General features: G+C 34.0%; 16 protein-coding genes. 8 read left to right on the top strand and 8 right to left on the bottom strand.

Features of this window, described 5'->3' with window-relative positions; translation table 11 throughout:
- The first annotated feature begins 129 nt into the window (after positions 1 to 129).
- A complete protein-coding gene (locus DMZ43_RS09785) occupies positions 130 to 540 on the top strand; it encodes a hypothetical protein (RefSeq protein WP_131507838.1) in 411 nt (136 codons plus the stop codon).
- 53 nt (positions 541 to 593) lie between these two features.
- Here DMZ43_RS09785 and DMZ43_RS09780 read toward each other — a convergent pair whose 3' ends face one another.
- Positions 594 to 989 carry a hypothetical protein gene (locus DMZ43_RS09780; RefSeq protein WP_131507836.1) on the bottom strand — a complete coding sequence of 132 codons (396 nt, stop codon included), beginning with the start codon at positions 987 to 989 and terminating at the stop codon, positions 594 to 596.
- Between the two features lie 118 nt (positions 990 to 1,107).
- Here DMZ43_RS09780 and DMZ43_RS09775 point away from each other — a divergent pair, with 118 nt between their 5' ends.
- Entirely contained in the window at positions 1,108 to 1,551 is a 444-nt protein-coding gene (locus DMZ43_RS09775) for an Lrp/AsnC family transcriptional regulator (RefSeq protein WP_129761596.1), read from the top strand.
- Between the two features lie 11 nt (positions 1,552 to 1,562).
- Here DMZ43_RS09775 and DMZ43_RS09770 read toward each other — a convergent pair whose 3' ends face one another.
- Positions 1,563 to 2,528 carry a YpdA family putative bacillithiol disulfide reductase gene (locus DMZ43_RS09770; RefSeq protein WP_131507834.1) on the bottom strand — a complete coding sequence of 322 codons (966 nt, stop codon included), beginning with the start codon at positions 2,526 to 2,528 and terminating at the stop codon, positions 1,563 to 1,565.
- A gap of 27 nt (positions 2,529 to 2,555) precedes the next feature.
- Positions 2,556 to 3,788: an MFS transporter gene (locus DMZ43_RS09765; protein WP_131507833.1), complete on the bottom strand. Its 1,233-nt coding sequence runs from the start codon at positions 3,786 to 3,788 to the stop codon at positions 2,556 to 2,558.
- Between the two features lie 233 nt (positions 3,789 to 4,021).
- Between DMZ43_RS09765 and DMZ43_RS09760 the strand changes: the two genes are divergently transcribed.
- The gene (locus tag DMZ43_RS09760; RefSeq protein WP_131507831.1) at positions 4,022 to 4,621 is read left to right on the top strand and encodes a DUF1684 domain-containing protein; all 600 of its coding nucleotides are present in this window, start codon (positions 4,022 to 4,024) and stop codon (positions 4,619 to 4,621) included.
- 33 nt (positions 4,622 to 4,654) lie between these two features.
- On the opposite strand, the gene DMZ43_RS09755 is transcribed toward DMZ43_RS09760, so the two are convergent.
- The 4 genes from DMZ43_RS09755 to DMZ43_RS09740 form a co-directional block, all read right to left on the bottom strand.
- The gene (locus DMZ43_RS09755) at positions 4,655 to 6,112 is read right to left on the bottom strand and encodes a T9SS type A sorting domain-containing protein (RefSeq protein WP_131507829.1); all 1,458 of its coding nucleotides are present in this window, start codon (positions 6,110 to 6,112) and stop codon (positions 4,655 to 4,657) included.
- A 21-nt stretch (positions 6,113 to 6,133) separates the two neighbouring features.
- Positions 6,134 to 7,234, bottom strand: a complete 1,101-nt coding sequence (locus DMZ43_RS09750; RefSeq protein WP_131507827.1) for a hypothetical protein — start codon at positions 7,232 to 7,234, stop codon at positions 6,134 to 6,136.
- Between the two features lie 100 nt (positions 7,235 to 7,334).
- Positions 7,335 to 7,700 carry a fluoride efflux transporter CrcB gene (crcB, locus tag DMZ43_RS09745; protein ID WP_131507825.1) on the bottom strand — a complete coding sequence of 122 codons (366 nt, stop codon included), beginning with the start codon at positions 7,698 to 7,700 and terminating at the stop codon, positions 7,335 to 7,337.
- Positions 7,701 to 8,726 carry an SRPBCC family protein gene (locus DMZ43_RS09740; protein ID WP_131507823.1) on the bottom strand — a complete coding sequence of 342 codons (1,026 nt, stop codon included), beginning with the start codon at positions 8,724 to 8,726 and terminating at the stop codon, positions 7,701 to 7,703.
- 339 nt (positions 8,727 to 9,065) lie between these two features.
- Between DMZ43_RS09740 and DMZ43_RS09730 the strand changes: the two genes are divergently transcribed.
- The gene (locus DMZ43_RS09730; RefSeq protein ID WP_131507820.1) at positions 9,066 to 9,452 is read left to right on the top strand and encodes a nucleoside triphosphate pyrophosphohydrolase family protein; all 387 of its coding nucleotides are present in this window, start codon (positions 9,066 to 9,068) and stop codon (positions 9,450 to 9,452) included.
- 31 nt (positions 9,453 to 9,483) lie between these two features.
- Here DMZ43_RS09730 and DMZ43_RS09725 read toward each other — a convergent pair whose 3' ends face one another.
- A complete protein-coding gene (locus DMZ43_RS09725) occupies positions 9,484 to 10,548 on the bottom strand; it encodes a branched-chain amino acid aminotransferase (protein ID WP_187347856.1) in 1,065 nt (354 codons plus the stop codon).
- Positions 10,549 to 10,817: 269 nt separating this feature from the next.
- Between DMZ43_RS09725 and DMZ43_RS09720 the strand changes: the two genes are divergently transcribed.
- The 4 genes from DMZ43_RS09720 to DMZ43_RS09705 all read left to right on the top strand — a co-directional run bounded on the left by DMZ43_RS09720 (position 10,818) and on the right by DMZ43_RS09705 (position 13,416).
- Positions 10,818 to 11,321, top strand: a complete 504-nt coding sequence (locus DMZ43_RS09720; RefSeq protein WP_129761604.1) for a DUF4920 domain-containing protein — start codon at positions 10,818 to 10,820, stop codon at positions 11,319 to 11,321.
- Positions 11,322 to 11,759 (top strand): hypothetical protein, encoded by a 438-nt coding sequence (locus tag DMZ43_RS09715; RefSeq protein WP_129761605.1) that lies wholly within the window; start codon positions 11,322 to 11,324, stop codon positions 11,757 to 11,759.
- Positions 11,760 to 11,761: 2 nt separating this feature from the next.
- Positions 11,762 to 12,430 (top strand): tRNA (5-methylaminomethyl-2-thiouridine)(34)-methyltransferase MnmD, encoded by a 669-nt coding sequence (gene mnmD, locus DMZ43_RS09710; protein ID WP_131507818.1) that lies wholly within the window; start codon positions 11,762 to 11,764, stop codon positions 12,428 to 12,430.
- An 80-nt stretch (positions 12,431 to 12,510) separates the two neighbouring features.
- Positions 12,511 to 13,416: a TIGR01777 family oxidoreductase gene (locus DMZ43_RS09705; protein WP_131507816.1), complete on the top strand. Its 906-nt coding sequence runs from the start codon at positions 12,511 to 12,513 to the stop codon at positions 13,414 to 13,416.
- Positions 13,417 to 13,450 lie beyond the last annotated feature (34 nt).

Raw genomic sequence — 13,450 nt, 5'->3', positions numbered from 1 at the left:
TCGTCTATTGAGTTTGTTTTTAAAAAGGAATATGAACCTAAATAAAAAGATTTATTATATTAGTCGCTTAAGCATGCAATAGCACTTGTTGCGTGTGAAACCCATATTAATTTAAATTATTACATTTTTATGAAAACCATTTTATTAATTGCCCTAACTTCTATGTGTTTTGTAAGTGCTATGAACGCACAAAATATCAAATTTAAAAAAGGAAAAGTACTTGTTGATACTGTTGAATGCTTGGATTATGATGGAGATGCCAACAATGTAGAGCTTATAACAACTGATGGTGAGCAAACTATTTTCTTGAAGTTTATAAGGACAGGTGTAGGGCATAATGGTGGATTGTATACCAAAGTTATTTTTGTTGAGCAGGAAAAGTCGTTTACTTCAAAGTCTTATATTTTTTCTAGAAAATTATTAGTTAAAAAACTTTTAGCAGCCGAAGTGCTAAAGAACTGTGCTATTGATGAAAGTAAAATAGATAAGTTTATCCTTAAGTATGATGAGGGTATTGAAGACTCGTTGATACGACACTAAATTACTTTATATAATAGAGTTAGTAAGCTATTATTGTTTATTAAACCTACATATTACAACGTCAGCATCCAAGTATGTTGAAGCTTTTTAAAGGTTTTAAGTTCGCGTCTTAATAATGGGATGTAGTCTTTACCGTTACTGTTACATTTTTCTAAACGACGACAGTTGCTGTACAAACGGTTGGTAAGCTGTCTTACCGATGCCATGTGTTTGTGTTTTTTATCTGTGTGACGTTCTTGTTCGGCTTTAGCGATTTCAGGTGCTAAAGAAATAGACTGCTGTACAATGTCTCCAGAGAAGTAGATGTGTTCGTTTTCTGAACCATCTTTATGCAAATACGACAAATCATGGTTTAAGTAGGTAGAGATGCTTCTAGATAGAACAAAAATATCCATAGCCTTTTGATATATAGGCAATTCTGATAGATGAGATGGTAAATGAGGTAACATAGTATATAATAGCAATTTATATCAAAATTAAGCACAAGAATTGAGATTCTACTTTTGATATTAAAGCAATATGTTATATTTGCTTTAAATATTAAGTTATTTTTTAATTTCTCTTTAAATGAGTATAGATAGATTAAACTGGAAGATTTTAAAGTGTTTGCAGGACAATGCAAGACAGTCTAACGCTGAAATTGGTAGGCAAGTTGGTATTACTTCGCCAGCAGTTTCGGAGCGTATAAAAAAGATGGAAGATGCAGGTATTATTGAAGACTATTACACATCAGTTTCTTATTTTGAAGCAGGTTATCAATTAAAGGCTATTATTACCTTACGCGCTTTTATGGGAAAGCTAAAGCCTTTTTTTGAGAAGGTAAAAACCTATGATGAGGTGTTGAACTGCTATCGTATTACAGGAAACGAAAATATTGTAATGGAAGTGGTGCTTAAAAACCAAAAGCATTTAGAAACCTTTATTGACCAGTTGATTATATATGGAGAAACCAAAACGCAAATAGTGCTTTCGCAAGTGGTAAAGAATGGAGCGATAAAGCCATTGAAGTAATGGCCTTATCGTTATAGATTGGTTTCCATATGCTCAGCAATTAGTTTAGCATGTACTCTTGAGTTTTCAATAAACCATTTGTGGGTTTCGGTTCCGCCACAAATTACACCTGCAAGGTAGAGTCCTTGTACATTGCTTTCCATGGTATCAGGATTGTACTGCGGAAAGAAATTTCCATCATTAGACAAGACAACTCCTGCTTGTTCCAAAAACTGAAAGTTAGGTTGGTAGCCTGTGAGTGCCACTACATAGTCGTTAGCAATGGTTTCAGTGCCTTTAGGTGTGGAAATGATTACCTGATTTGGTGTAATTTCTTTGATTTCGGAATTAAAATAGGCTTTAATGCTACCTTCTTCAATTCTGTTAATGATATCAGGTCTTACCCAATATTTTACACGTTCACCAATAGCTCCTTTACGCACTACCATAGTAACGCTTCCACCTTTACGCCAAATTTCAAGCGCAGCATCAACTGCAGAATTGCTAGCACCAACCACAATAACATCTTGCATACTAAAAGGATGCGCTTCTTTGTAGTAATGCGATACCTTAGGTAAGGATTCACCAGGAACATTTAAAAGTTTTGGGATGTCGTAAAACCCTGTGGCAATCACTACTTTTTTTGCACTGTAGCTGGTTTTGTTAGAGGTAACCTGAAATTGGTTGTTTTGCTTTTGTATGGCTGTTACTTCTTCATACAGGTTTATGTTGAGCGTGTTAGATGTTGCTACACGACGGTAATATTCCAAGGCCTCGTCTCTATTTGGTTTTGGGTTATTGCTTATAAATGGAATGTTATCGATTTCCAAACGCTCGGAAGTGGAGAAAAAGGTCATGTTTAAAGGGTAGTTAAACAAAGAGTTGGTGAGTGCGCCTTTTTCGAGCACGATATAGTTCCAACCTCTTTTCTCACATTCCAAAGCGCAGGCAATTCCAATAGGACCTGCTCCAATAATTAGTATATCTGTTTGTGTCATTAATATTGTGTTGCTACTAAATTAAGGTTATTCTTCTATTTTTTGAAATCTCATTTTACGCTTTAACATTAAAAGTATGGCAATACATACTACCATCACTAAAGACACAATGTACCATGTGTTGGTAAAGCCTACCAATTCCACCATGTGCATTCCTGAATTGTGCCCAAAGATATGTGCTATAGCAAACGCCATACTGTATAAAGCCATGTATTCGCCTTGGTTGCCTTGTTTTGCGCGTTTTAAGGCAAAAGCATTAGAGAATGGGAAGGCAATCATTTCGCCAATGGTCATAAACAACATCCCAATAACCAATACACCAACCCAAGCAGTAACATTAAGCACAATAAAGCTTATAAGTGTTAATACAGCTCCAAAGGCTACTAAACCTGTTTTGGTGTATTTAGGAGATTCGAGCCATTTTACTAGAGGCATTTCAAATACAGCAATTAATAAACCGTTCATTCCCATGAGTAATCCTATTTTAAACTCTGATAATACATGTACGTCTTTGTAGTACAGTGGCATTGTTGAGAAGTACTGGAGAAAGGCAATACTAAATAATACCATAGCTACTAAAAAGATAATGTACTTTCCGTCTTTATAAGCCGATTTAGGGTTTTGAGAAACGATGTTATCCTGAACTCTGGCAGTTTTAGGGTTGAGTACCTTGAGTAATAGGAAGCCTGCAGCTATACAAGTAATACCATCTACCCAAAACAAACCACCATAACCCAATGTAGCAATAATTAATCCGCCAATGGCAGGACCAGCAGAAAATCCAAGGTTAATAGCCAAACGAATAAGTGTTACTGAGCGTGTTTTGTTTTCAGGTTTACTGTAAGCACTTAATGCTACAAACATTGCAGGACGAAACATATCGGCTACTGCAAGGAGTAAAAATATGCCTAGCATGATACCATAGTAGGTGCTTATAAATTGTAAGCCAATGAATAGAAGCCCTGACAATACTAAACTAATTACCATTACTTTGTAATACCCAATTTTGTCGGTGAGTTTGCCACCAAGCCAAGACCCAACTACCGAACCTGCACCAAAAGCACTCATAATCATACCAACATCAGAAAGACTAAAGTCTAAGCTTTTATTGAGATATAATGATAAAAACGGAATAACCATGGTGCCAGCTCTGTTAATGAGTGTAATGAGCGATAACCACCATACTTCTTTAGACAACCCACTAAATGTGTTTAGGTAGGGTTGTAATAACTTGTTGTTTAAAAAATAAATAAATTTCATTGCTTGATTGATTGTTATAAAAGTAAAAAGTCCGACGCTAGCGTCGGACTTTTCTATATTGATTAATTGTATTCAACTATCACTACAATATATAGCAAGCCCGACTTCGTTGAGAAGAGGTATATTTTTGCTTTACAATTGTATTACAGTTGAACATGATTTTTTCTTTATTGCTCTTCAAAGCTAGGTAAAAAAAGTTTAAGTTGTATTTTTGAATTGAAAAAATTAACCCGATGAGAAAAGTTATTACATTTTTAGTGTTGGTATTAGTCTTAGGTTGTCATCAAGGAAAAGAACCGATTGTTGGTGAGACCGAGTTTCAAAAGAAGATGAATGCTGATTTTAGAGATGCAACAAGTTCGCCACTTAAAGGAAGAGCTAAAAAGAATTTTAAGGGACTTGATTTTTTTAAGTTTGACTCGGCTTATGTAGTTACTGCTCAATTAAAACGTACACCAGACTCTAAGTGGTTTAATATGAAAACGAATACTGACCGTTTATCTAGAGAGCGTGTTTATGGTGTTTTGACGTTTGAGTTACAAGGGCAAACTTATCAGTTGAATGTATACCAAGGCGAAGATTCTATTACTAGCGAAGATCAGCAAGATTATTTGTTTTTACCTTTTTTAGACAACACAAATGGAGAGACGACCTATGGAGGCGGACGTTATATTGATTTAAAAATTCCTGAAGGCGACACAATTGTGGTTGATTTTAACAAAGCTTATAACCCTTATTGTGCTTACAATGAGAACTACTCTTGCCCAATTGTGCCTAGAGTAAATTACTTAGATACCAACATACAAGCAGGTGTGAAGGCATATAAAAAATAAAAGCGCCATTTTAAACGACGCTTTTATTTAAGATCATTGTTTTATTATTCGTTTGGAGAGTGCTCCACTACTGGTTTTTAATTGTAACAGATATACTCCATTGGAAAACGAGCTGCAATCGATTTTAGAGAGCGATTCTTGAGAGTGAAATATAAGTCTTCCGTTTATGTCAATTACTTCAATACTTTCTATAGTAATATGAATAGGTAGTTTTATATTTACTACATTGGAAGTTGGATTAGGATAGATACTTATTTTGGATAATTCTTCAGTTTCGATACCCAATGTGCCACTTACTTCAAAATATTGTTTGTCGTAAAGAGACCAAGTACCATCTGTGTTTTGTACTCTCACATATACGTAATGATCGCCTTGAGCCATACTACCAGATGTTGCAACAATAACATTTTCGTCAATACTATCACCAGATGTTGTGATTGGGTTTCCGTTGCCTTCTCCAGGATCTATGTCAATAAAATATTCAGCAGCTACAATAGATGCGTTATTGAAAAACGTAGGTGTTCTTACAGAAAATACTGTATGTGTGTAAACACTGTAGTTGCCAGCAGTGTTACCAACACGTATAAATAATCTGTGGCTTCCTGTAGGTAAACCTGTTGTAGGAATAGCAAGATTTTGGTCTACGGTTTCAGTATCTGTGATTGTTACTTGATTGCCTAAACCTATGCCAGGATCAGCGTCAAAATAATATTCTATGCTGTTAATATCAGCTATATTAATCTCTGCTAGTGGTACAACTGAAAACACTATGTTGTCATATAAAGACCATACATCGTTTGCATTTTTTACTCTTACAAAGGCTCTATGACTACCTTGCGGTAATGTATTTGTAAGAAATGCTAAATTCTCATCCAAGGTTTCGTCTGTAGGTATTGTAATTACTGTTGCATTTCCAGTTCCAGGGTCAGTACCAAAATAGTATTCAGCAGCTGTAATATCATAATTGTTTAATACAGCAGGACTATGGTTAACGCTAAAAGCTACATTGTCATATGCACCATAAGTTCCATCGCTATTTTTTGCTCTAATGAATAATTTATGACTACCAGAACTTAAAGCAGCTGTTGAAATATTGAACGATTGGTCAATAGTCTCCATAGCAGCTACAGATAATTGTGTGCCGTTGCCAATACCAGGATCTGTATCAACATAATATTCAAAACCATCAATGTTTGCTGTATTAAAGGTTGCATTAGCTGCTTTAACACTAAAGCTTTGAGAATAGTAATAGCTAGTGCTGCCATCATCTTTTACAGCGCGTACAAATAGCTTGTGGTTGCCAGCAGATAATCCTGTTGTAGGAATACTGAAGTTTTGATTAAGTACTTCAGCATCTGGGTCAATATCTATACTTGTGCCATTGCCAATACCTGGATCGGTGTCAAAGTAATATTCTATTTCAGAAATATCACCTTGAGCAAACGATAGGTAAGCGGTAAGCAAAAAAGTTATGTGAATAAGTCGTTTCATAATCAGTTTATTTTTTGATTATTAATTAGACTTATTAGCATTTGCCTTTACGTTTACGTTGATGTTTTCACCAGCTTCAATTAAGTTGTTACTGATAGTAAAGCTTGTTAAGTATGGTAATTCGGTTGGGTAACCACGCATATCAAAATCGTAATCGCCATTGAAAATACCTATGTCGTTTCCGTCAGAACCAGCGTTAAGCCCAACTGAACTTGGAGACAGTGTGAAATCATCTTCAGGAGCAATATCAAAAGCCGATGATGCTACACTGGTAAAAAATGGATTTTGGTTGTCAAAATTACCTGTTCCAGGCATTGCTAGTGAAAGTGTACCACCAGTTGACATGTAGCTAATAGAGTTGTTAAGAGTTAGTGTTCTACCTGTAGTTGGTGTAAATAAAGTGTTTATTCCGTTTGAGATAAATATATTATTGAAAGCAGTTACATCACCAGTCATGTTTGGGAAAATATTTGTGTTTCCCCACGTATGGTTTATTCTAACAACGTTATTGTTAAAAATGGTTGTGTCGTTAAAGTATCGTAAGGCGTAACTAGCAGTTGCATTACCGTTTAATAATGTAATGTGGTTATTGGTAATTACGGTGTTTATACATTTTGTTGGGTCTGCATGAAGTGTGATACCAAAATTAATGACATTACCTCTTATAATCCAGTTGTTGTTGGTAGTGGTATGGCCAGCATTTGTAGAGCCCACAAAAATAGTTTGGTTAACAAAGTTATCTTCAATAATAATATTATCAGATGTAGATGTGCTTGAGTTGTAAGTGATGTAAGTACTGATGTAAAACCCACTAATTTTAATGTTATCAGCATCAATTCTTACACTTGATAATTCGGTTCTTCTACCATCATTTAGTTCCGGTGCATAACCAGAACCAAAAAGAGTAATTTCTTTGTTGATAGTAACAGCTCCATAACTTGTTAAAGACGGTTGTACGTAAATAATGTCTCCATTATTAGCTGCTGAAATAGCATCAGTAATGTTATTAAACATATGAGCAGGAGATGTGTCAATAACAGGGTCGTTGTCAACAATAAGAATGTTTTGAGCTTGGGTGTAGCTAAGTACAAAAATTGATAATACAGTAAATAGTTTTTTCATGATAATTAGGTTTGATTAATAACATTTCAAAAGTCCTAATTGTCAGTAAGAAAAAACATACGATATATGTCGTATATTTAATTATATGATTGGATGTTAATTATTTAGTTAGGTATATGCCTGCAAAAACTGCTAAAAATCCAACTATAAAACTAGCAATTGTATATAGTGCAAAACTTGTAAAATCACCTGATTTTAAAAAAACATGGTTTTCGTAAGCAAAGGTTGAAAATGTGGTGAATCCACCACAAAAACCAGTGGCTAAAAGCAGTGTTTGATTTGAAGACAGTGTATTGTTTTTAACTGCTAATCCTAAAATAATGCCAATGAGTAAACTCCCTAAAATATTTGCTGCAAATGTACCATAAGGAATTCCAGTTTCGGTGCTGTTAAGGTATTTGCTTAGGATGTATCTTAAAACACTTCCAAAACCACCACCAACAAAAACAAGAAGTAGGTTTTTCATCTATTTTACAGCAATGTATATTTTAGTTATCCAATCAGCAGGATTAGGTGTGCTTGTAGGATCGGTTAAGTACGTTTCAAGCATTGGTCCGTTTTCATCGGTGAATTCAAGATTATTTTCGGTGATATATTTCATAGTAGTGTCCCAAGCCTCTTTTAAGTTAGCATAATCGCCAGTAAGAGTTGTTTCAACTGCTTTAAATGGTTGTAACTGTCCTGTTAAAATATCACTATCATCAGCAGTAATTACTTGAGATGTTGTAGGTATGCAGCACGAAAACATTACAGCATTATTGGCTTCGTCCCATTTGTGATAATATACAAAAGGAGGTCCAGCCATAGTAATATTGTGTGTAATAGCATAAGCACCAACTTTAGGTAACATATCCTGCATTTTAGTATCTAGCTCGCTAATTTTACAAGACGTGGTATTATATAGGTAAAATCCGCCACTGTGCTGTGTTACTCCATTTACTTTAATTGAATAGACTTTCATAGACTCAACAACTAAGCTATCTAGTTTTTCTAAACCACGCTCAAAGTCTGGACCAATCATGTTGTCAAAACCACCAGAAGCTAATGCAGAAGCTTTAAAGATAAACGGAACATTTTCGCTGTTCATTTTCCATACTACGTTGGTTTTACCGTCTTCGGTAGGAGTAAATTCCCATTGTATCTTTGAAGGGTCAAAATCCCCAAACTGTAGTTCTTGATCAATAGAAACATTAGGTTTAGTTGCTAAGGTTTTCATGTTACCTTCTCCATGAGAATCTACCCACGAGTACGCACCTCCAACACCTTTGGTTTGTTCGCTAAGAGTAATTACTGTTTCTGGATCTTTTTCAACCCAAGACGACCATGCTTCCCAGTTTTTAAAATCAATAACATTATTGTAAATAACAGCAGCAGGCGCATTGATTGTACGTTCTCTTTTAACTTCAAAAGAATTAGGCTGTACAGCAATGTAAATAGCAATACCTATAATGAGTATAAGAAGTAAAAAGAATATATATTTTAAAGCTTTCATCTTTGGTTTTAAAGTTGTTTTACCAAAGATAATTAAAAAAGCGATACTATTATTAATCGATATAGCATCAAGAAACTACATGAATACAAATTTAATTGTGGAGATAAAAAAGATGAAAGAAATAAAAGCTATTAGCACCCAAATAACACCTTTGTAATAACGTTTATGTAGCTTAAGGTCTTTTTTGTAGGTAAAAATTAATACAATAATAAATGCTATTGCAAATAAAATTCCAAAAACCCATTGCCCTTTAGTAAACATAAAATTAAATTTATGTAAAATTAAATATTTATATTTCAAAAATTTTTAAAAAAAGCATAAAATAATACTAATATACTAATGAAAGATAAAATTGAAGCTGTAAAAGCTTTTCACTCAGCATTTAAAATAGGACATAGAGAAACCCCAAAAGCCGATTTAGGTTTAGAAAAAAATATGTTGCGTTATAAACTGATGAGAGAAGAAAATGAAGAGTATCTAGAAGCAGCAAATAACAATGATTTAGTTGAGGTTGCAGATGCGCTTGGTGATTTACTTTATATTTTATGCGGAACCATTATTGAACACGGTTTGCAATATAAAATAGAAGAAGTTTTTGAAGAAATACAACGCAGTAATATGAGTAAGCTTGGTGAAGATGGAGAGCCTATTTATAGAGAAGATGGTAAAGTATTGAAAGGCCCTAATTATTTTAAACCTGATATCGCATCTATTTTAGATAAATAAAAAAAGAGAAGCAATGTTGCTTCTCTTTTTTTTAAACCTTAACTCTCCAACCAAAAGGGTCGTCAGTTCTGTTATATTGTATGTCTGTAATTCGTTTTTTCAATAATGAAGCGTAGCTGTTTTCTAGTTCTGGCAGGTCGTAATCAGTTCCTTTATATCCAAAAGCAGCTATTGGAGATACAACAGCAGCAGTACCAGAGCCAAACATTTCTTTAAGTGATCCATTTTTGGCAGCTTCAACAACTTCGTTCACCGATATTTTTTTGACTTCAACATTTATACCTTCGGCTTTTGCAATTTCAATAATACTCTTACGAGTAATCCCATCTAAAATTCTATCGCTAGTAGGTGCAGTCATTAACGTGTCGTTAATTCTAACAAAAATATTCATTGCGCCAGCTTCTTCAATATATTCGTGAGTGTTATCGTCAGTCCAAATAACTTGATTATATCCTTTTTGAATTGCTAACTGTGTTGGGTAAAATTGACCTGCATAGTTACCACCAGCTTTAGCATATCCTACACCACCATTAGCTGAGCGCGAGTATTTTTCTTCAATAGCCACTTTAACTTTACCAGAAAAATAAGCGCCAGAAGGTGCAGTTGCGATAATAAACTTATAAGCATTGGCAGGCGACGCATGAAAACCATTTCCAGAAGCAAAAATAAAAGGTCTTATGTACAAAGAACCGCCAGAGTTTGTAGGAATCCAATTGCTATCCAGTTTTAAAAGTGCTTTTAAGCCTTCCATAAAATACGCTTCTGGTAATTCAGGGATTGCCAAGCGTTTTGCTGAAATATTTAAACGCTTACAATTGTCCATTGGACGAAATAACCACACGTCTTCATTAGTGTCTTTATAGGCTTTCATGCCTTCAAAAATAGACTGTCCGTAATGAAATATTTTAGCAGAAGGGTCCAAAGTAATAGGTTGGTAAGGCACAATTGTAGGAGTTTCCCAAGCGCCATTTTTATAATCGCAAACCAACATATGATCTGAAAACACACTACCAAATGCTAAATTGTTAAAATCTACATCACTTATCTTGCTTTTTTCACACTTAGTTACAGGGATATTGTTGATTATATTTTCCATGGATATGTTTTGAGTATATTTTGCAAAATTATGAAAATATAATGGTATTTAATTTAGTATTGGATTAAGAACTCGTTTAAACTTTTTCAATTGGCTAAAAAGTATTGATTTTTATACACTTTTGATTTTATAAAAGTGATTGTGTTTTTAACTTTTATAAGTGATTATTACGTAATGCTCTCTGTATTATACTTTAAATTAAAAAGTTTAGAAACATTCTAACAAAAAAAACAAGTATCTTAGTGGCGTTATTAAAATTTATTAAAATTATGAGAAAAATAGCTGCCCTTTTGGTTGTGTTAGTTGCTTTTGCAGCGTGTAAAAGTGAAAAGAAAGAACCTGCAAATGATACTGTAAAAGAAGAAGTGACTTATGCTTCTTTTGGAAAAGAAATAGTTGCTGATGATGCCGTTGCTGCTAAATCTATGGCAAAGCATTATAAAGACATGAGTGTAGGAGATAGTATTCCTTCTAAAATGATTGCTACTGTTGAAGAAGTATGTCAAGCTAAAGGTTGTTGGATGAAATTAAAACTAGAAGACGATAGCCAAGTTATGGTGAAGTTTAAAGACTATGCTTTTTTTGTGCCTAAAAATATTGCAGGTAAAGAAGTAATCATAAACGGACAAGCTTTTGTTACTGAAACTTCAGTAGATCAATTACGCCATATTGCTGAAGATGGAGGAAAAACAACTGAAGAAATTGAAGCAATAACTGAGCCTAAAAAAGAATATGCTTTTTTAGCTGATGGTGTATTGTTAAAAGAAGAGTAAATGAGACTATTTGCTTGCATAGCTTTGACTTTTGTGCTTTTTGGGTGTGGTGAGTCTGATAAAAAAGAAACCACTGAGCAAAAAGAGGAGATTGTGTATGATATGTACGAACCGTCTGAAATGGCTATCCTCATGAATCAAATGTATGAACATAACATGAAGGTAAAGCAAGATATTTTGGAGGGTAAAACACCAACACAATTTCCAATGGATTTTCTTAAAATCCATTCTGCTGAAATGACCAAAGCATCTGATAGAAATGAAACTTTTGAAAGCTTTTCAAAGTTGTTTATAGCAACAGAAAAGGAAATATTCAATGACGAATCTACAGTAGATATCAAAGAAAGGTTTAACAACGCTGTAAATTTGTGTGTGGCATGTCACCAAACCAGTTGTACAGGTCCAATACCTAGAATAAAAAAGTTGCTTATCAACTAGTTTTGAAGCGAAAAATTATTACCACAGCAGACGGTTCTAAAACCATTCAAATTGAAGATTGGAACGAACAATACCATTCTGTTCATGGTGCTATACAAGAGGCTATGCATGTTTTTATACTGCATGGTCTTTTTTGTTTTTTAGATAGCCATAAACCAATTTCTATCCTTGAAATAGGTTTTGGTACAGGACTAAATGCATTTATTACACTTTTAGAAAGTGAAAAAAGCAACCTTCATATCAATTACACAGGAGTAGAGGCTTATCCTGTAACACAAGAAGAAGTTGATGCTCTAAATTATACCGAACAGTTAAAAACTAACAACACTTTATTCTCTAAACTACACCAATGCGATTGGGAAATATTACACCATATTACGCCTAAATTCTCATTAACCAAACAACAGAAGTTTTTTAAAGAAATTGATGCTGTAGCAGAATATGATCTCATATACTTTGATGCTTTTGGAGCAAGAGTGCAACCAGAACTTTGGACAGAAGTTATTTTTGAATTAATGTATAAGGCATTAAAACCCAAAGGTGTATTAGTTACCTATTCCGCAAAAGGAAGTGTAAGACGCGCAATGCAAGCTGTAGGGTTTAGTGTTGAAAAACTTCCTGGACCACCAGGAAAACGAGAAATGCTTAGAGCTACTAAGTTAGAAGTTTAAAGTTTAGTTAAATCTGTTAAACCTTAATTAAATACCAAGTCTAAGGGTAAACTATTTCGTAATTTTATTAAAAATTGTAAATGAGAGTCTTAATTACAGGCGCAACAGGTTTGATAGGAAAAGCAATAGTGAAGCAATGCCATAAAAAAGGTATTGAAGTTCATTATTTAACAACTTCTAAAAATAAAATAAGTACAGCAAGTAACTATAAAGGATTTTATTGGAATCCTAAAAACAATGAAATTGATAGTGAGTGTTTTGTGGGTGTAGATGCTATAATTAATTTAGCAGGAGCCTCAATTTCTAAACGTTGGACACCAAGCTACAAACAACAAATTTTAGACAGTAGAATTCAGTCCTTAGAGTTGTTGAAATCAACCCTTGCAAATGAAAATATTAGTGTAAAACAAATTATTTCGGCAAGTGCTATTGGTGTTTATCCTGATTCTTTAACCAATTATTATGAAGAAACTTTTGATGAAGTTTCACCAACATTCTTAGGAAAGGTGGTCAATGCTTGGGAAGATAAAGTTGATACTTTTAAAGCGTTAAACATAAAAGTAACCAAAGTTAGAATAGGCTTGGTTTTAGATGCTAAGGAAGGTGCGTTACCAGAAATGGTTAAACCTGTAAAGTTTGGAGCTGGAGCAGCTTTTGGCGAAGGCACACAATGGCAATCTTGGATTCATGTAAAGGATTTGGCTAGACTTTTTGTGTATACATTTACCGAAAAACTTGAAGGTGTTTATAATGGCGTAGCTCCAAACCCTGTTACCAATAATGAGTTGATTAAAGCTATTGCAAAACAAAAAAAGAGACCTTTGTTATTACCTAATATTCCAAAATCCATTATGAAACTTTTATTAGGAGAGATGCATATACTGCTTTTTGAAAGTCAAAGAGTGAGTAGTAAGAAAATAGAAGGTGAAGGATTCCATTTTAAGCATCATCATTTACAACCAACACTTGAAGATTTATTAAAATAAAACATATAAAAAAAGCCACTCCAAAAAGAGTGGC

The sequence above is a fragment of the Meridianimaribacter sp. CL38 genome, assembly GCF_004328055.1.
GTDB lineage: Bacteria > Bacteroidota > Bacteroidia > Flavobacteriales > Flavobacteriaceae > Gaetbulibacter_B > Gaetbulibacter_B jejuensis.
This window is presented reverse-complemented; position numbering and strand designations above follow the sequence as displayed.